Source organism: Mesorhizobium sp. WSM4311, assembly GCF_002295115.1.
In the GTDB taxonomy this organism is placed as follows: Bacteria; Pseudomonadota; Alphaproteobacteria; order Rhizobiales; family Rhizobiaceae; genus Mesorhizobium.
On record NZ_NSFV01000001.1, the window covers coordinates 280,151 to 299,233 of the forward strand.

18 protein-coding genes and 1 pseudogene are annotated in these 19,083 nt (G+C 64.7%); 11 read left to right on the forward strand and 8 right to left on the reverse strand.

All coding sequences use genetic code 11. From position 1 onward, the window contains the following. Positions 1-119: 119 nt before the first annotated feature. The 3 genes from CK226_RS01385 to CK226_RS01395 all read right to left on the reverse strand — a co-directional run bounded on the left by CK226_RS01385 (position 120) and on the right by CK226_RS01395 (position 3,640). The gene (locus CK226_RS01385) at positions 120-1,964 is read right to left on the reverse strand and encodes an aminopeptidase P family protein (RefSeq protein WP_095790814.1); all 1,845 of its coding nucleotides are present in this window, start codon (positions 1,962-1,964) and stop codon (positions 120-122) included. A 213-nt stretch (positions 1,965-2,177) separates the two neighbouring features. Beyond that, a complete protein-coding gene (locus CK226_RS01390; RefSeq protein WP_095790815.1) occupies positions 2,178-3,050 on the reverse strand; it encodes a 50S ribosomal protein L11 methyltransferase in 873 nt (290 codons plus the stop codon). Positions 3,051-3,061: 11 nt separating this feature from the next. Then, positions 3,062-3,640: an SCO family protein gene (locus CK226_RS01395; protein WP_095790816.1), complete on the reverse strand. Its 579-nt coding sequence runs from the start codon at positions 3,638-3,640 to the stop codon at positions 3,062-3,064. Positions 3,641-3,828: 188 nt separating this feature from the next. Here CK226_RS01395 and CK226_RS01400 point away from each other — a divergent pair, with 188 nt between their 5' ends. The 3 genes from CK226_RS01400 to CK226_RS01415 all read left to right on the forward strand — a co-directional run bounded on the left by CK226_RS01400 (position 3,829) and on the right by CK226_RS01415 (position 5,903). Continuing rightward, a complete protein-coding gene (locus CK226_RS01400; protein ID WP_095787759.1) occupies positions 3,829-4,347 on the forward strand; it encodes a CreA family protein in 519 nt (172 codons plus the stop codon). 88 nt (positions 4,348-4,435) lie between these two features. Continuing rightward, a complete protein-coding gene (locus CK226_RS01405) occupies positions 4,436-5,077 on the forward strand; it encodes a DapH/DapD/GlmU-related protein (protein ID WP_095790817.1) in 642 nt (213 codons plus the stop codon). Positions 5,078-5,477: 400 nt separating this feature from the next. Beyond that, on the forward strand, positions 5,478-5,903 hold the full coding sequence (locus CK226_RS01415) for a low affinity iron permease family protein (RefSeq protein WP_095773964.1): 426 nt from the start codon (positions 5,478-5,480) through the stop codon (positions 5,901-5,903). A gap of 11 nt (positions 5,904-5,914) precedes the next feature. Here the strand turns inward: CK226_RS01415 and CK226_RS01420 are convergent, their stop codons facing one another. Further along, positions 5,915-6,781: an SDR family NAD(P)-dependent oxidoreductase gene (locus CK226_RS01420; RefSeq protein WP_095791057.1), complete on the reverse strand. Its 867-nt coding sequence runs from the start codon at positions 6,779-6,781 to the stop codon at positions 5,915-5,917. A 134-nt stretch (positions 6,782-6,915) separates the two neighbouring features. Here CK226_RS01420 and CK226_RS01425 point away from each other — a divergent pair, with 134 nt between their 5' ends. Further along, complete coding sequence (locus tag CK226_RS01425; protein ID WP_095773965.1) at positions 6,916-7,197, forward strand: hypothetical protein; 282 nt, start codon at positions 6,916-6,918, stop codon at positions 7,195-7,197. Positions 7,198-7,212: 15 nt separating this feature from the next. Here CK226_RS01425 and CK226_RS01430 read toward each other — a convergent pair whose 3' ends face one another. Continuing rightward, on the reverse strand, positions 7,213-7,788 hold the full coding sequence (locus CK226_RS01430; RefSeq protein ID WP_095790818.1) for a TMEM175 family protein: 576 nt from the start codon (positions 7,786-7,788) through the stop codon (positions 7,213-7,215). 145 nt (positions 7,789-7,933) lie between these two features. Here CK226_RS01430 and CK226_RS01435 point away from each other — a divergent pair, with 145 nt between their 5' ends. Next, complete coding sequence (locus CK226_RS01435) at positions 7,934-9,142, forward strand: MFS transporter (protein ID WP_095790819.1); 1,209 nt, start codon at positions 7,934-7,936, stop codon at positions 9,140-9,142. 3 nt (positions 9,143-9,145) lie between these two features. Here CK226_RS01435 and CK226_RS01440 read toward each other — a convergent pair whose 3' ends face one another. Further along, entirely contained in the window at positions 9,146-10,618 is a 1,473-nt protein-coding gene (locus CK226_RS01440) for an MATE family efflux transporter (protein ID WP_095790820.1), read from the reverse strand. Positions 10,619-10,862: 244 nt separating this feature from the next. Here CK226_RS01440 and CK226_RS01445 point away from each other — a divergent pair, with 244 nt between their 5' ends. Next, positions 10,863-11,654, forward strand: coding sequence for a L,D-transpeptidase (locus CK226_RS01445; RefSeq protein ID WP_095787764.1), 792 nt, complete (start codon positions 10,863-10,865; stop codon positions 11,652-11,654). 74 nt (positions 11,655-11,728) lie between these two features. Here CK226_RS01445 and CK226_RS01450 read toward each other — a convergent pair whose 3' ends face one another. Then, entirely contained in the window at positions 11,729-13,198 is a 1,470-nt protein-coding gene (locus tag CK226_RS01450; RefSeq protein WP_095790821.1) for an esterase-like activity of phytase family protein, read from the reverse strand. A 316-nt stretch (positions 13,199-13,514) separates the two neighbouring features. Here CK226_RS01450 and CK226_RS01455 point away from each other — a divergent pair. From CK226_RS01455 to CK226_RS01465, 3 genes and pseudogenes are all read left to right on the forward strand, one after another. Beyond that, a pseudogene (locus tag CK226_RS01455) lies at positions 13,515-13,745 on the forward strand (glycine cleavage T C-terminal barrel domain-containing protein); the annotation flags it as partial. A gap of 11 nt (positions 13,746-13,756) precedes the next feature. Then, positions 13,757-15,304: a trimethylamine methyltransferase family protein gene (locus CK226_RS01460; protein WP_095790822.1), complete on the forward strand. Its 1,548-nt coding sequence runs from the start codon at positions 13,757-13,759 to the stop codon at positions 15,302-15,304. Positions 15,305-15,509: 205 nt separating this feature from the next. Continuing rightward, positions 15,510-15,824, forward strand: coding sequence for a hypothetical protein (locus CK226_RS01465; protein ID WP_095787767.1), 315 nt, complete (start codon positions 15,510-15,512; stop codon positions 15,822-15,824). An 18-nt stretch (positions 15,825-15,842) separates the two neighbouring features. Here the strand turns inward: CK226_RS01465 and CK226_RS01470 are convergent, their stop codons facing one another. After that, positions 15,843-16,868, reverse strand: coding sequence for a LacI family DNA-binding transcriptional regulator (locus CK226_RS01470; RefSeq protein ID WP_095790823.1), 1,026 nt, complete (start codon positions 16,866-16,868; stop codon positions 15,843-15,845). Between the two features lie 196 nt (positions 16,869-17,064). Here CK226_RS01470 and CK226_RS01475 point away from each other — a divergent pair, with 196 nt between their 5' ends. Both CK226_RS01475 and CK226_RS01480 read left to right on the forward strand, forming a co-directional pair. Beyond that, on the forward strand, positions 17,065-18,096 hold the full coding sequence (locus CK226_RS01475) for a Gfo/Idh/MocA family oxidoreductase (RefSeq protein WP_095790824.1): 1,032 nt from the start codon (positions 17,065-17,067) through the stop codon (positions 18,094-18,096). Continuing rightward, a complete protein-coding gene (locus tag CK226_RS01480; protein WP_095790825.1) occupies positions 18,093-19,001 on the forward strand; it encodes a sugar phosphate isomerase/epimerase in 909 nt (302 codons plus the stop codon). Before CK226_RS01475 ends, CK226_RS01480 begins: the two co-directional genes overlap by 4 nt. Positions 19,002-19,083 lie beyond the last annotated feature (82 nt).

Here is a 19,083-nt window from a genome sequence, read left to right on the forward strand (position 1 = left end):
CCGCCCCTCATTGCCCTGCCGGGCGTTCGTCACTCGAAAAGCCAACCAATTGGCTTTTCGTCCGCTTCGCGGACCGCTTCTCAACTCCCCGTATAGTGACTTGGAGAAAGAGGCTCGCCTCAAATCTTCGCGTCGTGCGGCAGCGGCGCTGTCGCCTTTTCCAGCCAGGCCAGGGTTTCGCCGTCAAGCATCGGTCCGATCTCGGCCAGCACGCGGGCATGGTAGGCGTCTAGCCAATGCAGCTCCTCGCGAGTCAGCAGCTCTGACCGCACCAGCCTGATGTCGATCGGTGCCAGCGTCAGCGTCTCGAAGCCATGCACGGCGATGTCGCCGCCTTCGATCTGTTCGGCCGGCGTCACCAGGATGAGGTTCTCGATGCGGATGCCGTAGGCGCCTTCCTTGTAATAGCCGGGTTCGTTGGACAGCATCATGCCTTCGAGCAGCTTTTCGGTGCCGGTGCGGGCAATGCGCTGCGGACCTTCATGCACGGCCAGATAAGAGCCGACGCCATGGCCGGTGCCATGGGCGAAGTCGCAACCATGCTTCCACAGCGCCATGCGGGCGACGGCGTCGATTTCCGAGCCGCGCGTGCCGGCGGGGAAGCGCAGCGTGGAAATGCCGATCATGCCTTTCAGCACCAGCGTAAAGCGTTCGCGCATTTCCTCGGTCGGCTGGCCGATCGGCACGGTGCGGGTGATGTCGGTGGTGCCGTCCTGATACTGCGCGCCGGAATCGAGCAGGAACAACTCGCCGGCCTGCAGCTTGCGGCTGGTGGCGCGCGACACGCGGTAATGCATGATGGCGCCGTTCGGGCCGGCGCCGGAAATGGTGTCGAAGGACACGTCGCGCAGCGGCATTTGCGTTTCCTCGCCGGTCTGCCGGCGGCTCTCCTCCAGCCTTGTGACGACCGCGATCTCGTCGAGCGAGCCGGGTTTTTGCCGCTCCAGCCAGCACAGCAGCTTGGCCACCGCCGCGCCGTCACGACGGTGCGCGGCGCGCGAGCCGTTGATCTCGGCCTGGTTCTTGGTGGCTCGCGGGATGCGGGCAGGATCGGGCGCGGCGACCACGGTACCGCCATTGTCCTCGACCAGCATGCGCAGCCGGTCGGCCGCCAGCACCGGGTCGAGCGCGATCTTGGCGCCACCCTTGGCAAGCGCTGCGATCGCCGCCTCGAATTCGCCGGGCTCGTGCGGATCTGCGAGCTGGGTGAGATAGGCCGCGACCTGGCGCGAGAATTTGCGCATGTCCATGAACAGCTGGTGCGATCCATCCGCCGCGAGGATGGCGAAGCCGAGCGCCAGCGGCGTGTGCGGTACGTCGCCGCCTCGGACGTTGAAGGCCCAGGCGATGGAGGAGGGGTCGGTCAGCACCGCATGGGTGGCGCCGTCCTTGCCGATCGCTGTTGCCAGCCGCGCCAGCTTGTCCTTGGCGAGTTCGCCGGCAAAGCCAATCGGGTGCAGCTCGACCGGCGTCACCGGCGCGGCGGGCTGGTCGTTCCAGATGATGTCGATCGGGTTTCTCTCGAGCGGCACGAGCGCCGCGCCGGTCTTGTCGGCCGAGGCCTGCAACGCCTTGATCTCGCCAATCGTGTGCAGCCATGGATCGAAGCCCAGCCGCGCGCCCTTGCCTATATTGTCCTTGAGCCAGACGGCGGGCGGGTTGTCGACCAGGCTTTCGACCGCAAAGATGTCGAGATCGACCTCGCTGCGCACCTGCAGCGTGTAGCGCCCGTCGACGAAGATGAAGGCGCGGTCGCGCAGCACGATGGCGACGCCGGCCGAGCCGCTGAAGCCGGTCAACCATTTCAGCCGTGCCGATCGATCGGCGACATATTCGCCCTGGTGCTCGTCCGCGCGCGGAACGATAAAACCGTCGAGGCCATTGGCGGCCAGCCATTGGCGCAGCAGCGCCACGCGCGGCTTGCCAACCGAAGGGTCGCCCGCGGAATCGAAGGTCTGGAACATGATGGGCCTCCTGATGTCAGCGTGACCGTAGCCTATGGGTCCGGAAATCGGAATCGATTTCCGGTTGGCGCAAACTGCTACGGCGCCGGCTGGCTGACAACCAAATGGGGCTGGTCCAGCCGCGGTACGATCAGCTTTCCGGAGAAATCCATGCCACGGCCCATCAAAGTTCTAAGTTGCGACTGTCGAGGATCGGCAGTTGCGTTGCCGATCTCAGCGCTTGAGGTGGATCGTCACCCAGCCTTCGCGGTGCAAGGTGCTGATGTGCCGGAAGTTCTGGCCGACATAGGCCGAGATGACGGCGTCGCGCTGGCGCTCGAGAATGCCCGACAGGACGATCGAGCCGCCAAGCGCGATGTGTCCGGCCATTTGCGGCGCCAGCCGCATCAACGGCCGCGCCAATATGTTGGCGACGATCAGGTCGAAAGGGGCACGCTTGCCGAAGATCGGATGGTGAAAGCCCGGTGCGGTGACCGTTTCGATGAGCGCCTTGACGTGATTGAGCCGTGCATTGGCGGCGGCGACCTTCACCGCCACCGGGTCGATGTCGGTGGCGAGCACCGGAATATGCGCCAGCTTGGCGACGGCGATGGCCAGCACGGCGCTGCCGGTGCCGAGGTCGAGCGCATTGCGCGGGTGCTCGCGCCGCACCACTTTCTCCAGCATTTCCAGGCAGCCGGCGGTGGTACCGTGATGGCCGGTGCCGAAGGCAAGGCCGGCCTCGATCTCGATGGCGAGTTCGCCGCTGTGGCGCTTCCTGCGGTCATGCGCGCCGTGAACGAAGAAACGGCCGGCGCGCACCGGCTTCAGGCCCTCCAGCGAACGCGCCACCCAGTCGATGTCGGGCAGCACTTCGCGCTCGACCGGCTTCGACTGAGCAAGCCCGGCGAGAATGTCCTTCACCCGCGCTTCAATCGCATCGACGTCGCCATCGGCGTAGAGCGAAACCTCGTGGATGTCCTGGTCTTCGTCGACCTCGAGCACGGCGATCGGCAGGCCTTCATCCTCGAAGGCCAGCTCAAGCGCCGCGAAGACGCGCTCTGCCTCGATCTTGCCGGTGGTGAAATGAAGCCGCGTCTGGGTCATATGGATACTTATCAACCCTTGGCCGCGAGGCGCTTCAGCTTCTCCACGGCCGTGCTGGCGCTTTCGCCATAGGCGATCGTGCCGGCAAAGTCGCCCCTGGAGTTGAGCAGCAGCACCGAGGCGGTGTGGTCCATCGTATAGTCGCCGTCGCCTGTATCGACCTTCTTCCAGTAGATGCCGAACGACTTGGCCATGGCATGGACCTTGTCAGGGTCGCCGGTGATGCCGGTGATGCGGTCCGAGAAATTGCTGACATAGGCGTTCATCACCGCCGGCGTGTCACGCTCCGGGTCGACCGAGACGAAATAGGCATGCAAGGTCTTGCCGTCATCGCCGAGCGTCTTCAGCCAGCCGGAGAGTTCGAACAGCGTCGTCGGGCAGACTTCGGGGCAATGGGTGAAGCCGAAGAAGACGACGCTGGGCTGGCCCCGGAAGGCGGCTTCGGTGATCGGCGCGCCTTTCTGGTCGACGAGGGTGAAGGGTGCGCCGAACGGTTCGCCGCCATAATGGCCGCGATACCAGTCGAAGGTCAGCCAGCCGATGCCGGCCGCCATCAGGATGAGAATGCCGACCAGGATAGAACGCATCATCACAAAAGTCCGTCCGCAGAAATCATCGCGCCGGCTCAATGCCGCGCCGGTGCGACAGTCTTAGCGGTTTGGCCCTGCGCAGGCAAAGTGCCGCGATGCCGCAACCGTGGTGGTGTTGACGCATCCGCTTGCAAAGCCGCACGCCGCGTCCCACCTGATACCGGCAACTCGAACCGCAGGAGGCTCCTTTGCTCGAACTGGTTGGGCGCGAACGGATTGGGCGAAAACTGATCGGCGGCGCCTTGGCCGCGTGCGTCGTGCTTGGCGCCGGCGGCGCCGTCGCCGAGGAAGTCGGCAAGGTCGGCGTCGACTGGGTCGGCAATGACATCATCGTCGAAGCGATCAAGGATCCCAAGGTGGATGGCGTGACCTGCCATGTCTCCTATTTCGACCGCAGCATCATCGACCGCCTGCACAAGGGCAACTGGTTCGAGGATCCGTCCGATTCGTCGATCTCCTGCCGTCAGACCGGCCCGATCACCATCGGCGACATCGACACGGGCGAAGGCGGCGAGGAGGTGTTCAAGCAGGGCCTCAGCCTGATCTGGAAGAAGCAGGTGGTGAACCGCATCTACGACAAGACCAACGAGACGCTGATCTATCTCTCGCATTCGCGCCAGGTGCAGAACGGCTCGGCCAAAATGTCGGTGACCACGGTGCCGCTCTATGGCCAGAACGTGGTGTGGAGCAAGGGCAAGCCGAAATAGGTGGATGGGTGTCTTTTTGTGCTGATTGGTACCGCGGACAATTGCTCCTGCCTTGCAGGAGCAATTGCTCGGGCGTAAAGCCGCGCGCATGGACCGCACCGAAAACCTCGTCCTGAAAGATCCCGAGCCGCGCATCCATCCGACCGCGGAGTTGAAGGCGTGCAAGCTCGGCCGTTACGCTTCGATCGGCGAGAGGGTGGTGCTGCGCGAGGTGAGCGTCGGGGATTTCTCCTATTTCGAGCGCCATGCCGAGGCGATCTATACGAGCATCGGCAAATTCTGCTCGATTGCCGCCAACAGCCGCATCAACGCGCTTGAACATCCGATCGAGCGGTTGACCCAGCACAAGGTGAGTTATCGGCCGAACGAATATTTCCGCTGGCTGGGTGTCGATGCGGCGTTCCGCGAGCGGCGGCAGGCGAAGGCCGTGACCATCGGCCACGACGTCTGGGTCGGCCACGGCGCGGTGATCATGCCCGGCGTCACGATCGGCAATGGCGCGGTCATCGGCGCCAATGCGGTGGTGACGCAGGACGTGCCGTCCTACACGATCGCCGCCGGCGTGCCGACAAAGCCGCTCCGGGCGCGCTTTGCTCCCGACATAGCGGCGCGGATCGACGCGCTTGCCTGGTGGGACTGGCCGGTCGAGAAACTCGCCAGGGCGGTTCCTGATATCCAGTCCATGCCGATCGAGGCCTTCCTTGATCGTTGGGAAAACGACGCCGCCTAGGCTTCCGCTGACAATGGGTTGGCCCTGGCCGTCACTGCCGCGCAGGCCATCATCAGGCCAAGAGCGGCGCTGGCAAGCCGGCTGCGGGAAAGTGAAGCGACCGCCTGTCCTTGTGCCGGTCGGCGCTTTCGGGAACCATCCCTCCGCGCTCCGGACTGAAACCCCTTCCGCCATGCGGGGGTGGCGCGGCGGAAGGGGCCGGAGGTAAACCGCTGTGGAGCGGAAGGAACAGGCACTTTTGCCTGCACGGTTACTATGACATTAGACCGATAAGGTGTGTTTTCCGCCGCATGCGCGCCTTGCGTGTGTCCAATTGCACCTGATGTATTTGTTGCCGACTGGAACCCGAGCGGCTCTCCGGTTGTTTCTCATCGCCGCAGCCATTGAGAGATCTCGACAGATGGAAAAGGTCTTTACCAAGATTGCCAATTGGGTAGCCCACATGACGGGGCTGCCGCTGACATTCGCCGTCTGCTGTATGATTATCGTTGTCTGGGCGGTGAGCGGGCCATTCTTTGGCTTCTCGGACACCTGGCAATTGGTGATCAACACCGGCACGACAATCATCACCTTCCTAATGGTGTTCCTGATCCAGAACACCCAGAATCGCGATAGTGCCGCGATCCAGGCCAAGCTCGATGAACTGATCCGGGTCGGCAGGGGCCACAACCATTTCATCGGCATCGAGCACCTGACGGAATCCGAGGTCGAGGAAATCCGCGACAAGTGCGAGCGGGCGGCGCGGCGGCATGACGAAAAGATCGCCGCCATGGCCGCCAAGAAGGCCGTCGCGCAAAAGCGAGGCCCGAAAAAGCACGCGGCTTGAGAGCTTGCTGATCAGCCTTTGATGAAGGCCGCGAACGCATCCCTGTGATCGGGGTGCCAGCGCGACAGGGCCGGGCGGTTTTCGATGATGTCGCCGATCGCCCAGGCCATGCGTTTCTCATCCAGCGGCCGCGCCACGTCATTGTCCGGGCACAGGATGTAGAAGTCGCCCCTGACCAGAGATTCCAGCATGAAATCAATGACCTGTTCGCCGGTCCAGGCGCCGGCGGGCTTTTCCGTCGCCCCTTCGGTGAGGCCGGTATAGGTGAAGCCGGGAATGAGCAGATGCGCCGACAGGCGGGCGCCGGGTTCGTTGCGCAATGCGTGCGCCAGGCCTTCGGTGAATGTCTTCACGCCGGCCTTGGAGACATTGTAGGCGAGGTTGCCGGGCGGCGTGGTGATGCCTTGCTTGGAACCGGTGTTGACGATCAGGCCCGGCTTGGCCGACGCCAGCATGCGCGGCGCGAAGGCTTCGACGCCATGCACGACGCCCCAGAAATTGATGTCGAGCAGCCGTTTCCAGCCATCGCGGTTTTCCCAGGGTTTTCCCGGATTGTCGCCGACGCCGGCATTGTTCATCAGCAGCGAGACCTCGCCGAAGGCGCCGAATGCGCGGTCGGCGAGACGATCGACCTCATCGGCCTTCGAAACATCAGCGGCGACGGCAAGCACGGCATCATCGCCGGCAATGGCCGAGACGGCGCGGGAGGCATCGTCAAGGCGCGCGCTGCCAATGTCGGCGAGCACGATCTTCATGCCCATCAGCGCAAGCCGCTTGGCGGCTGCCAGGCCTATGCCGCTGGCCGCGCCAGTGATGACGGCGGCGTTGCCGGGGCCAAGCGCGGGCAGGGCGATCTGGATTTCAGCGTCGGTGATCATGAGCAACAGCATCCTTTTCTCGATGGCGCCGAACTTAGCGCCGGGACGGGCTTGCGCAAGCCTTCGTCAGCACGTGTTCGGGTTGACCAGTCGGGCCGCGACTGCGCATGCTGCCCACAAATGGAGATTTTCGATTGACGGACTGGATCGCAATTCTGAAAGAGCAGACCGCCACCGGTGACCAGATGGGGCGCGAGGTGCCGCAGATGCTGGCCAACCCTGATATCAGCGAAGCCCAAGTGAAGACACTGTTCTCCGCGCTGGAAAAACAGGCCGAGTTCGTTGAGAAGCTGCGCATGGCGCTGGAGAAATTCGGCCATGATTTCTCGATCATCAAGGCAGCCGAACGGCTGGAGGAGCGCTACGCCGATCTTGCGGCGTCGGTCGCCGAAAAGCTGAAAGCGATGCGCAAATAGAGCGGCTTTTTGGAGCTATTTTTCGAGAACGCGGGAAAAACGCGTGTCCGGTATAAGCCACACCAGGGCGACGGCAACATAGAGGCCCACACCGATCCACCGGTTGAGGAAGGCAAGCGCAACCGCCGCTATATAGACGGCAAGCGAAATCCTTCCCTTGAGGTCAGTGCCGATTGCCTTGGCGAAGGCGGTGCCCTGACCATGCAGCCGGCGCAGTGCCAGGACCAGGATGGCATAGGCGGTCGCGCACATTGCGAGATCGAAGCCGTAGACCGCGACGGGAACCGTGGCGAAATGGTTCTCGCCCATGAAGGCGGTCGTTACAGGCATCAGGGACAGCCAGAACAACAGATGCAGGTTTGCCCACAAGACCCCGCCGTCGACGCGCTGCACGGTGTGGAACATGTTGTGCAGATTGTTCCAGTAGATGCCGACATTGATGAATGACAGCACGTAGCACAGGAAGACCGGCAATTGCGGCACCAGGGCCGCGAAGTTCTCGCCCTCCGGCACCTTCAGCTCCAGAACCATGATGGTGATGATGATGGCCACCACGCCGTCGGTGAATGCCTCGACCCTGCCTTTGCCCATGATTCTCCCTCTCGAACAGGCGAACGTTACGAGAGGATGTGGTGCCGCGCCATACTGACAATCTTGTCAGGAGCTTTGGACGGAAACGGGAACCGCCGTCGCCAGGTAGACGTTGGGCAGGAGTTTCCCAAAAGAAGATGCCGGCATGACCATCAACGCTCAGACCATGACTCGCGACAACGAACTCGGTGGCCGTGCGGCGACGGCGGCCGTCGCCGCCATGATTGCGGCCCTTTTCGCCGGCAGCACGGCGTTGACGCCGCTCTATGTCATCTACAAGCAGGCCTTCGGTTTCTCGCAGATCACGCTGACACTGGTCTACGCCGTCTACGTCATCGGCAATCTGGGCGCGCTTATCCTGTTCGGACGTCTCTCTGATGTCGTCGGCCGCCGTCCAGCCGCGATGGCGGCGATGGCCGTTGCCGTGGTCAGTGCGCTGATTTTCCTGTTTGCGGAAAACGTGGCTTGGCTCGACCTTGCGCGGATACTCAGCGGTCTTGGGATCGGAGTGGGCGCGGGAACCGGAACCGCCTGGCTGGCCGAGCTGATCGAAGGCGAGGACAAATCGCGCGCGGCCATCATCGCCACCAGCATCAATTTCGTCGGGCTCGGGCTTGGCGCGCTTGTGGCGGGACTGCTGGCGCAATACGCGCCCTGGCCACTTCGGCTGACATTCGCTGTCTATCTTGCTTTGCTTGCCCTCGTCACGCTGCTGATTTGGCGCACGCGGGAAACCGTGTCGCGGCCGGCGCGGCTGACCGATGTCTCGATGCGGCCACGCCTCTCGGTTCCCGTCAGCATCCGCACGCGCTTCATTGCACCCGCGGTGACGGGCTTCGGCGCCATGGCGCTGGTCGGCTTCTACGCTGCGCTGGCGCCGAGCATCCTGGCGCAGCAGCTGCACGCAACCAACCATGCCGAAGCCGGCGCGCTGTTTTTCGAATTGTCGCTGGTGGCTGCCGCGACTATCGTGGTGACGGCGAGCCTGTCCAGCCGTTTCACCATGCTGGCGGCCCTGGTGCTGATGATCCCGACGGCGGCGCTGATCGTGGCCGCGCAATTCTTCGCGTCCGTGGCCACCATGATTATGGCCACCGCCTTCTGCGGGGTGGCGGCGGCGCTCGGCTATCGCGGCGGCCTGCAGGTAGTGAACCAGCTTGCGCCGGCGGGCCGCCGGGCCGAGGTGGTGTCGGTCTTCTTCATCTGCTGCTTCTGCGGCAATGCACTGCCGGTCATCGGCATCGGCATCCTGTCGAGCTGGGCGAGCGCCACGGTGGCGAGCCTGGCTTTCGCCGGCATGATCATCGTCTTCTCCCTGGTGGCGGTGGGGTTCGGCGCGAAATACACCCGCTGAGCTTCAACCGTTTGGCGTCTCGGGCGCCATGTTGGCGCGGCCGCGCGGCACGCCGAGCCCGGTGTCCGGCGGCTCGCCGGCGGCCGGCCTGTTCTCGATCATGTGCAAGCTGCGCCAGCCGCCGAAGCGGTAATAGGCCGCTGCCAGCACGAGCGAGGTGATCGAACCGGCCGGGAAACTCCACCACAACGCTTCCTCGCCGATCACGCCGCGCATGAAATAGGCGAAGCCGGTGCGCACGATGAGCACCGAAATCACCAGGATGATCAGCGGCGGCATCACCGCGCCGGTGGCGCGCACGGTAGCGAACAGCACGATGGTGATGCCGAACAGGATGAACGACCAGGACGCGGCTGTGTTGATGTGGGCGGCGATGTCGATCGCCGCGCTGTCGCTGCTCAGGAACAGGCCGAGGATCGGGCGGTCGAAGAGCCACAGCATCGCGACCAGGGCGCCAGTCAGGACGAGGTTGAAGCCGACGCCGGAGGCGGCGACGCGGCCGATCCGGTCCCAACGGCCGGCGCCGACATTCTGTGCAGCCATCGAGGAGACCGCGGCACCGATGGCCAGCGCCGGCATCTGGATGTAGGTCCATAGCTGCGCGGCGATGCCATAGGCGGCGGCGACCTGCGAACCGTAGGAATTGACGATGCCCATCACCGTCAGGGCCGCCGCCGAAATGACGATCATCTGCAGGCCCATCGGCACGCCCTTGAAGACGACGATGCGCAGCAAGGCGGGGTCGGGCCGCAGCAGGGCGAGATTGGCGCCGGCCAGCCGCAGCGGGTGCTTGCGCGCGTAGAGCACGACGAGGATGGCGATGACGCTCACCGTCTGGCCGATCAGCGTCGCGGTGGCGGAGCCGGCGATGCCAAGCTCGGGGAAGGGGCCGATGCCGCGGATCAGCAGCGGGTTGAGCGCGATGTCGAGGACGACCGCCAGCGCCATGAAGATGAAGGGCGTGCGTGAATCGCCCGCACCGCGCAGTACCGTCATGACGAAGGACAGGAGGTTCATCATCGGCACGGCGACGAAGATGATGCGCAGATAGGAACGCGCCAGCGGCAAGGCGTCGGCCGGCGTGCCGAGCGTGCCCAGGATGGCATCGACCCAGATCCAGCCGCAGACGGCGAAGACCACCGAAACGAAGAAGAAAAAGGTGGCGCTGGTGCCGACGATGCGGCGCGCCTCGGGCAGGTCGCGGGCGCCGACCGACTGCGCCACCAGGATGGTCGCCGCCATGCCGATGCCGAACACGGTGCCCAGGATCAGGAACAGGACGAGGTTGGCGTTGGAGGTGGCGGTCAGCGCCGATTCACCGAGAAAACGGCCGACCCAGACGGCATTGATCGACCCGTTGAGCGACTGCAGCACGTTGGAACCCAGCACCGGCAGGGCAAACAGCAGCAGCGTGCGCGGGATCGGGCCGCTGGTCAGGTCGCCGGTGCGCCGGCGCGCGGGCATTTTTTCGTCCATGGCTGGCGACTCGGCAAATGTGAATCTGGCCCGCGACGATATCGGAGGCCCGATCGAGATGCACCCTGCGCCGTGGAGCAGTAGTCCACGGGGCGGCTATCGCGGACGGGCGCGGAACGTGCCCGCCAGGATTGTGATGGACCTTGATCCAATCATGTTCTCAAAGCTCACGGAATGGGATATTGATCCCGGGGGCGTGGGGCCCGCATTCCTTACTAGATCTTATGGATAAGCCGGGGGGATCATGTCCGATATTCCGCTTTTTTCCGAGCGCCTGAACCGGCGCTCTTTTCTCGGGGCATCCGCTTTGAGCGCGGCCTCGGTGGTTGTTTCGGCGTGCACCACAACTGATATGGCGCCGCCGCCGCCAGTGGCGCCGGCGCCAAGCGAGCCGGCACTCGGCGACGCCGCAACCATGTACGCGGCGCGCACCGACGAGGGCTATCAACTGCCGGCGATCCCGGTGGCCAAGCTCGATCCGAAGTTCGTGCGCCAGATCGTGGCCGACCCGACCGGAGAAAAGCCCGGCACCATCGTCGTCGATGTCGCGGAGCACTTCCTCTATCTGGTGCGCGACGGCGGCAAGGCCATCCGCTATGGCGTCAGCCTTGGCAAGGCCGGCTTCGGCTGGACCGGCAGCGCCGTGGTCCAGGCGCGGAAGAAGTGGCCGGTGTGGACGCCGCCGCCGGAAATGATCCAGCGCCGGCCGGAACTGGCGAAATTCAAGGACGGCATGCCGCCAGGCCCGCAGAGCCCGCTCGGCGCCCGCGCGCTCTATCTGTTCCGCGACGGCAAGGACACGATGTACCGGCTGCATGGCACGCCAGAATGGGATTCCATCGGCAAGAATGCCTCGTCGGGCTGTGTGCGCTTCATGAACCAGGACATCATCGACCTCTACAGCCGCGTCAACGGTCCCGCGCAGGTCTTCGTGCGTCCCAACCTGTCGGCTGCCGGCAAGATCATGGCGGTGTCGAGCAGGACGGCTGAGCCGATCGATGCCGGCGTGCCGAAGGACGCGGAGTTCTTGAAGTAAGTACCTTCACGATCGACGGTTCGACCGGAATACTCAGGCGAACGCGCCATGCGCGTCCGCCTGGATCGTGCTGATTACTTCTTCGCCAGAGCCGGCAGCGTGACCTGATAGACCAGGAACACGGTGTCGACATTGGCGCCGTCATCGGCCTTGTAGGGGGCGCCGACCTGGAAACCGTCCTGGGCGAGGAAGTCGTTGTCATTGGCGACGAACAGGAAATAGTCGTCGGGCAGCTGTGGATCGAGCACGCTGGCCAGCGACATTGCTTCCCACTTCTCGGACAGGTTGTTGTGGTCGTTCGGCGCGCCATTGTGCAGGCCGAAGCGGTTGAGCTGCGCATTGTCGTTGATGTCGATGAACGGCGTCAGCCTGGCCGGCGTCACCGACGGATCGAGCACGCCCTTGGGCGCGACCGGCTTGTCGGCGGCGTCGAAAGGGCTGCCCGCGATGTCGGTTGCGGCCGAAACGTCGACGACAAAGATCTGGCGCAGCAGCGAGCTGTCGCCCTTGACGCCCTGGCCGTTGCCGCTGTCGCGCGTCAGCATCAGGAAGGACGTGTCCGACAGCGCCACGATCTCGCTTTGCGCGGCGACCTTGGTCTTGCCCTTGGCGTCCTTGAACACCGGCAGCGGCACGACATATTCATGCGCCAGCTTGAGATGGGCGAGGTCGGAAGCGTCATAGACCAGCGCCCTGGTGTTTTGCCGAGTCGAACCTGAATCGCCGCCATCCTCCCGGGTCGCCGACTGCAGCACGGCGATCAGGAACTTGCCGTCCGGCGTCATTGCCATGCCTTCGAGACCCTGGTTGTTCTGGCGGCCGGTCTCGGGATCCTTCGGATCGGGCTCGGCGGCACCTGGACCCGGATTGTCCGAGGAGAAGTTCGGCGCGCCCTTGCGCATCGGCACCAGGGCCGCCGGCGGCTGGGTCGCCGACAGCAGGCGGCCCTGCGCCGAGAAGCGGTAGATGTTGGGGCCATATTCGTCGGAGATGAACATCGAGCCGTCCGGCAGGCGCACGATCGCCTCGTTGTCGAGGGCGAGCTTGCCATTGGTGGCGGCGGGCAGCATCGGCATGTCGCCTGCGGCGGCACGCACATCCGACAGCGGATCGAGCCCGGTGGCATCGGCGCCCTTTTCGTCGGTGAGAAGCATGGTGTCGGTGAGCGTCGCCTTGACTTCGGTCTGTTCCTGGCCAGCGGCGCCTGCTGCTGCCGGCGTGAACTCGATGCCGATCGTGTTGAGGCGCGGCCGGTAGTCGGTGGTGCCGGCGACATTGTAGCCGCGATCCGGCAGCAGCCAGAGCGAACCCTTGTAGGTGCCCGCATCACGCCTCCAGCTCGATGTGTCGATCGCCATGCCGGAACCCGAGCCGAACGTCTCGCCGAATTTGTCGCGCTGTGCGGCCGGGATGCGGCCGACGCCGACCAGGCCCTTGTTGACGAGGCCGCCGACGGTCGCGGTGCCGTCGGCAAGCGCCGGCGTGAGCGCGGTGAACAAGGCCAGCGCGACGCCGATCCAGGCGGTTCGGTGCAGATGTTTCATGGATGATCCTCTTTGTGACAGATGCGCCGGAGCGGCCGAAGAGCGAAAAAGCTGAAAGCGATGCTGCCGCGCGCCGCCCCCGAAAAGCGGTCTACGGCGCGAACATGATGCTTGCGTGACAGTGCGGCATGCCTGAACGCCGGCGTGTTCACAGGCCGAGAAAAACACGCGCTCTGGCGGAAGAATGGATGATCCCCACGCATCGTTCGGGTGCGCAAGCGCAATACTGGACACTTATGTCTAGTGTGCATATGGTGTGCTTCTGACAGACCGGGAGGGAGGCCTTCAAGTCGCACAACCGCGCAGTCGTCATCGGGCCGACGCCGGCGGCTTCGAGCCGGTCTGGCGCGATGGCCGGCGCGCCGGCTTCGTCACGTCGGGCGGCTTTGGCTACACGATCGGCAAGAGCGTCGCGCTGGCGTTGGTCGACGCCGATTTTACCGAGGAGGGGACGGCGCTTTCGGTGCACATTGTCGGCGTCGAACGGCCGGCTCGCGTCGTCGCGCCGGCGCCCTACGATCCCTCGGGCAAGGCGATGCGGCAATGAGGAGGATTTCGATGATCGAGGCACGAGACAGCAGGCGCGAGCGCCGGCGTGGACGCACGGGCGAAGCCGGCAGCGAAAGCAGCCGCCGGCCCAACTACCGGTCGCTGAAGAACCCGTTCTTGCCGCAGCCGATCTTTTCGGATGACCAGGTGGCTTCCATCCACGACACGGCGCTGCGCGTGCTGGAGGAACTCGGCATCAAGGTGCTCTTGCCACAGGCGCGGGAGATTTTCGCCCGCGCCGGTGCGCTTGTGGAGCCGGACACCGACATGGTGCGCATCGGCCGCGACATCGTGGCCGCGGCATTGGCCTCGGCGCCAAAATCAATTCCAGCGCTGGCGGGCGACCGCAGCCGCGATCTTTTGCTCGAACTCGGCTCGATGACGTTCCTCGCCGGCGCTGGCGCGCCGAACGTCACCGATCTCGAACGCGGCCGCCGGCCGGGAACGCTCGGCGCCTTCGAGGAATTGACCAAGCTCATCCAGCATTTCGACGTACTGCACATGCTTTGCCCCTGCATCGAGCCGCAGGATGTCGACAACCGTTTTCGCCACTATGCCGTCAACCGCGCGCAGTTGACGCTGTCCGACAAGTTCCCCTTTGTCTTCGCACGCGGCACGCCGCAGGTCGAGGATGGCTTCGAGATGATCCGGCTGACGCGCGGGCTGTCGGAGGATGAATTCCGCGCTGGCGCCCATTGCTACACCATCATCAACACCAATTCACCGCGCCAGCTCGACATTCCGATGGCGCAAGGCATCATCGACTTCGCCCGCGCCGGGCAGGTCCTGGTCATCACGCCGTTCTGCCTGGCAGGCGCGATGGCGCCGATCACGGTCGCCGGCGCGCTGACGCTGCAGCATGCCGAGGCGCTGGCCGGTCTGGCACTGGCGCAGATCGTGCGTCCGGGCGCACCCGTGCTCTACGGTTCCTTCTCCTCCAATGTTGACATGAAGTCGGGCGCTCCGGCGTTCGGCACGCCCGAGCACGTCAAGGCGACACTGGGGGCCGGCCAATTGGCGCGCTTCATCGGCCTTCCCTGGCGTTCGGGCGCTGGCAGTGCCGCCAACATTTCCGATGCGCAGGCCGCCCATGAGTCGCAGTTCGCCCTTTGGGGCTCGGTGCTTGCCGGCGCCACCGTCTGCGTCCACGCCGCGGGCTGGCTGGAGGGCGGCCTGAGCGTCTCTTTCGAGAAGCTGATCACCGACATCGAGGCTGTGCAGTCGATTGCCGAGCTTTGCGCGGCAACGCCTGGCGACGACGATGCGATCGGTTTCGAGGCCATCGCCGAAGTGCAGCCGGGCGGGCATTTCTTCTCGGCCGGCCACACGATGGCGCGCTACCGCACCGCATTCTATGAGCCACTGGTGGCCGACTGGTCGAATTTCGGCAACTGGACGCAAAGCGGATCAAAGACCGCCAGCGAGCGCGCCACCGGTATCTGGAAACGCATTCTTGCCGATTTCGAGCCGCCCGCTTCAGCTGCGGCGACCGCCGGAGTGCTCGACGAGTTCATCGCGCGCCGCACCGAAGAGGGCGGCGCGGCGCCGGTTTCGTGAGCGGCGAGCTTTCGCGCGAGACACCTGGCCTTTGCCGCGACTTTCGCCGCGTGATCGGTGCCGGGGTCATTGGCAAGCGGTGCCGTTCTCCGGACCCATCCAGATTTCGCCGGCGCCGCTGGAGCGGGCGCTGGCGGAATTGCAGCGGTGATGCGGAACCGGCGGCATTCCCGGGCATTCATGGGAATGAACCACGGAGGACGACATGGGTTTCGACCAGTATCACGAACCGCCTGAAGAAATGTCGCAGAAGGTGCGGACCTTTGCCCGCATGATCACCTCGCTGATCGAGGAGGCGGAAGCGATCGGCTGGTACGAACAGCGCATCTCGGTGGAGAAAGATGCGCAAGCGCGGGCCATCATGCAGAACGCGCAAGGCGAGGAGTTCAAGCATTTCGGCATGGACCTGGAATTCCTGCTGCGCCAGAAGAAGGACTGGCGGGCGGAGTTGAAGGAAATCCTGTTCACCACTGGCGACATCGTCAAGGCCGGCGAGCGGGGCGAGAAGAAGGTGGATTGATAGGCTTTACGAGCGCCATCAATCGCTGTCGCGCGCGACCAATTCCAGCGGCCAGACTTCGTGAATGATACGCGGGCCTTCCGGGCCGGCGAAGGCGGGAAGCGAGGCCAGCAGCATTTCGGCCAGGCGCCGGCCCATCGGCTCCAGCGCCGGGCGGAAGGCGGTCAGCGCCGGGGAAAAATACCGGCAGAGCGGCGTGTCCACGATCACGGTCACCGCGATGTCGTGGCCCGGCCGGATGCCCATCTCGGCCAGCGCCTTGCAGCCGCCGAGGGCCATGGCGTCGTTGTTGAAGATGATGGCCGTCGGCCGGTCCTTCGCCAGCATCACGCGCGGCGTCACCTGGTAGCCGCCAGCCTCGTTGATGAAGCCGTCGGCGATCAGCGCGGGGTCGGCCTCGATGCCATGCCGTTTCAGGGCTTTGCGGTAGCCGTTCAGAAACAGATGGCCGAAATTGAGATTGAGGGAAGGGCGGATGGCGGCGATACGGCGGTGGCCGCGCGCCACCAAGCGGTCGACCGCATCGCAGCCTGCCTTCTCGAAATCCAGGTCGAGCGAGGGATAGGCCTTGCCGCCGCTGCGGCTGCGGCCGAGCGTGGCGAAGGGGAAGCCGACCTGTGTGAGATAATCGATGCGTTCGTCCTCGCGCCGCGTCCAGGCCAGCAGCACGGCATCGGCGCGGCGGGTCTCGACGACGCGGCGCAGGCGCTCCTGCTGATAGTCGCCCGGCGCGCCCATCACCACGGTCAGGTCGAGTCCGCTTTCGGCAAGGCGGCCTTGCAGCCCGATCAGGAAGGGAATGAAGAACGGTTCGCCATATTGCTGGTCGCCGGGATGTGGCTGCAGCATGAAGGCTATCGAGTGGGTCGCGCCTTGCCTGAGACTGCGGCCGGACTGGTTGGGTGAATAGTTCAGCTTCTTGGCGGCGTCGAGCACGCGCTGGCGCGTGTCGGCATTGACGTCGGCGCGGCCGTTCAGCGCCCGCGATACGGTGCCGATCGAAATGTTCAGGTGACGCGCTAGGTCGTGAATGCTGGACGCCAAAGACTTTCTCCCCCCTGCCTTCGCTATCATTGGCTGCCGCTCAGGCCAAGGCTTCGGGACGATTTTCGCGAGCGGCCAATTGACATTCTACGCCATCGGGTGTGTTCTCGTAAACGTTTACGGAAAAACGTTTACGGTGATGCCGTGGATGCCGTGACGGTCGGTCTGGAGGGACCGAGCGGAGGAGGAACGCCGGATGATGAATGTCGTCCTCGTCGGCTGCGGCGCGATGAGCAGGCAATGGCTCGATGCCGCGAGGCAGATCGATGGGCTTGCCATTGTCGGCCTTGTCGACCTCGACGCCGAGCGGGCGAAGGCGAGGGCGCACGAATACGACCTCACCGGCATTGTCATCGGCACCAGCCTCGACGCGGTGCTCGACCAGACCGGGCCCGACGCGGTGTTCGATGTCGTGGTTCCCGCCGCCCGGCGCGAAGTCGCGCTTTCGGCCTTTGCCCATAATTGCCATCTCTTGACCGAGAAGCCGCTGGCCGACAGTCCTGAAAACGCGCGCGCCATCGTCGAGGCGGCTCGCCAGGCCGGGCGCATCCATGCCGTCGTGCAGAATCGCCGCTACGTCGCCAATGTCAGGCGCATTCGCCGCTTCCTGGACTCCGGCGCCATTGGGGCGGCGACCAGCATCCATGCCGATTTCTTCGTCGCGCCGCATTTCGGTGGCTTTCGCGAGGAGATGGCGCACGTGCTGCTGCTCGACATGGCCATCCACACTTTTGATGCCGCCCGCTATATGGCCGGCGGCGAGCCGGCCAGCGTCTACTGCCAGGAATGGGAGCCGGCCAATTCCTGGTACCGGCAGGGCTCGTCGGCAAGTGCGGTCTTCGATCTCGGCGACGGCAAGGTCTTCACCTATGCCGGCTCCTGGTGCGCCGACGGTTTTCGCACCAGCTGGGAAGGCAGCTGGCGCATCGTCGCCGAGCGCGGCAGCCTCATCTGGGATGGCCATGACCTCTTGACGGCGGAGGTGGTCGCGACGGGCCGCGATGGGCTGTTCGCCAAGACCCAGCCGATCGAGGTCCCGCCGCTCGATCCAGCCGACCGCGTCGGCGGTCATCTCGGCATCATCAGGGATTTCATGCACGCCATCGAGACCGGCACCGAGCCGGAGACGCGCGGCACCGACAACATCAAAAGCCTGGCCATGGTTTTCAGCGCCATCGAGAGCGCCGAAACCGGACGCCGCGTGGCGATTTCACAGGAAACACGATGATGCCAAACCCGCTTCTCGACATCAGGATTGGCACCATGGTGCGGGCCAACCTCGACGACCCGGCGGCGTATATCAAGCAAATCCTGCCGCTCGGCTTCGAGAGCATCCAGCCCTTCTTCTGGCAGACGCTGGGCGGCAAGGACCTTCCACGCCTTGCCGGCGAAATCCGCGACGCGATCGGCGATGCCGATGTCACGGTCTCGTCCATCGGCGTCTTCGGCAATCCGCTGGAGAGCGGCGAGGTCGATCGCGGCGTGCTCGCGGCCTGGGAGACGGTCATCGACAATGCGCATCTGTTCGGCGCTTCGATGGTCAGCGGCTTCACCGGGCGCATCCGCGGCAAGAAGCTGACGGACAGCCTGCCGCGCTTTCGCGAAGTGTGGGGGCCACTGGCCAAGCGCGCCGCCGACAAGGGCGTGCGCATCGCCTTCGAGAACTGTGCCATGGACGGCAATTGGGCGGCCGGCGACTGGAACATCGCCCACAATCCGGACGCCTGGGAGCTGATGTTCAACGAAGTGCCGGACGACACTCTCGGGCTCGAATGGGAACCCTGCCACCAGCTCGTCTATCTGATCGATCCGATCCCGCAGATCCGCAAATGGGCGCCACGCATCTTCCATGTCCATGGCAAGGACGCCACCGTGCGCTGGGACGTCATCCGCGAGCACGGGGTGTTCGGCCGGCTGCCCTTCGTACAGATGCGCACGCCCGGCTTCGGCGACAGCGACTGGACGCGGGTGATCAGCGAATTGCGGCTGGCCGGCTACAAGGGCGCCATCGACATAGAGGGCTGGCACGATCCGGTCTATCGCGGCGATCTCGAGATGTCAGGCCAGGTCCGCGCGCTGGATTATCTCAAGCAATGCCGGGGAGGCGCCAGCTACCTGCAAAATCCGACGTGAGGACCCGGCCGGCGGGAGGAGCCGGTTCGTAAGTGGCGAAACAATCGTCAACAGCCCCTCGGCTGACGAGGGAAACAATGGG

Excerpts from the sequence above, each read along its gene's own strand:
- CK226_RS01385 (WP_095790814.1), bottom strand. The coding sequence starts at position 1,964 with ATGTTCCAGACCTTCGATTCCGCGGGCGACCCTTCGGTTGGCAAGCCG.
- CK226_RS01390 (WP_095790815.1), bottom strand. The coding sequence starts at position 3,050 with ATGACCCAGACGCGGCTTCATTTCACCACCGGCAAGATCGAGGCAGAG.
- CK226_RS01395 (WP_095790816.1), bottom strand. The coding sequence starts at position 3,640 with ATGATGCGTTCTATCCTGGTCGGCATTCTCATCCTGATGGCGGCCGGC.
- CK226_RS01405 (WP_095790817.1), top strand. The coding sequence starts at position 4,436 with ATGGACCGCACCGAAAACCTCGTCCTGAAAGATCCCGAGCCGCGCATC.
- CK226_RS01415 (WP_095773964.1), top strand. The coding sequence starts at position 5,478 with ATGGAAAAGGTCTTTACCAAGATTGCCAATTGGGTAGCCCACATGACG.
- CK226_RS01420 (WP_095791057.1), bottom strand. The coding sequence starts at position 6,781 with ATGATCACCGACGCTGAAATCCAGATCGCCCTGCCCGCGCTTGGCCCC.
- CK226_RS01430 (WP_095790818.1), bottom strand. The coding sequence starts at position 7,788 with ATGGGCAAAGGCAGGGTCGAGGCATTCACCGACGGCGTGGTGGCCATC.
- CK226_RS01435 (WP_095790819.1), top strand. The coding sequence starts at position 7,934 with ATGACCATCAACGCTCAGACCATGACTCGCGACAACGAACTCGGTGGC.
- CK226_RS01440 (WP_095790820.1), bottom strand. The coding sequence starts at position 10,618 with ATGGACGAAAAAATGCCCGCGCGCCGGCGCACCGGCGACCTGACCAGC.
- CK226_RS01445 (WP_095787764.1), top strand. The coding sequence starts at position 10,863 with ATGTCCGATATTCCGCTTTTTTCCGAGCGCCTGAACCGGCGCTCTTTT.
- CK226_RS01450 (WP_095790821.1), bottom strand. The coding sequence starts at position 13,198 with ATGAAACATCTGCACCGAACCGCCTGGATCGGCGTCGCGCTGGCCTTG.
- CK226_RS01460 (WP_095790822.1), top strand. The coding sequence starts at position 13,757 with ATGATCGAGGCACGAGACAGCAGGCGCGAGCGCCGGCGTGGACGCACG.
- CK226_RS01465 (WP_095787767.1), top strand. The coding sequence starts at position 15,510 with ATGGGTTTCGACCAGTATCACGAACCGCCTGAAGAAATGTCGCAGAAG.
- CK226_RS01475 (WP_095790824.1), top strand. The coding sequence starts at position 17,065 with ATGATGAATGTCGTCCTCGTCGGCTGCGGCGCGATGAGCAGGCAATGG.
- CK226_RS01480 (WP_095790825.1), top strand. The coding sequence starts at position 18,093 with ATGATGCCAAACCCGCTTCTCGACATCAGGATTGGCACCATGGTGCGG.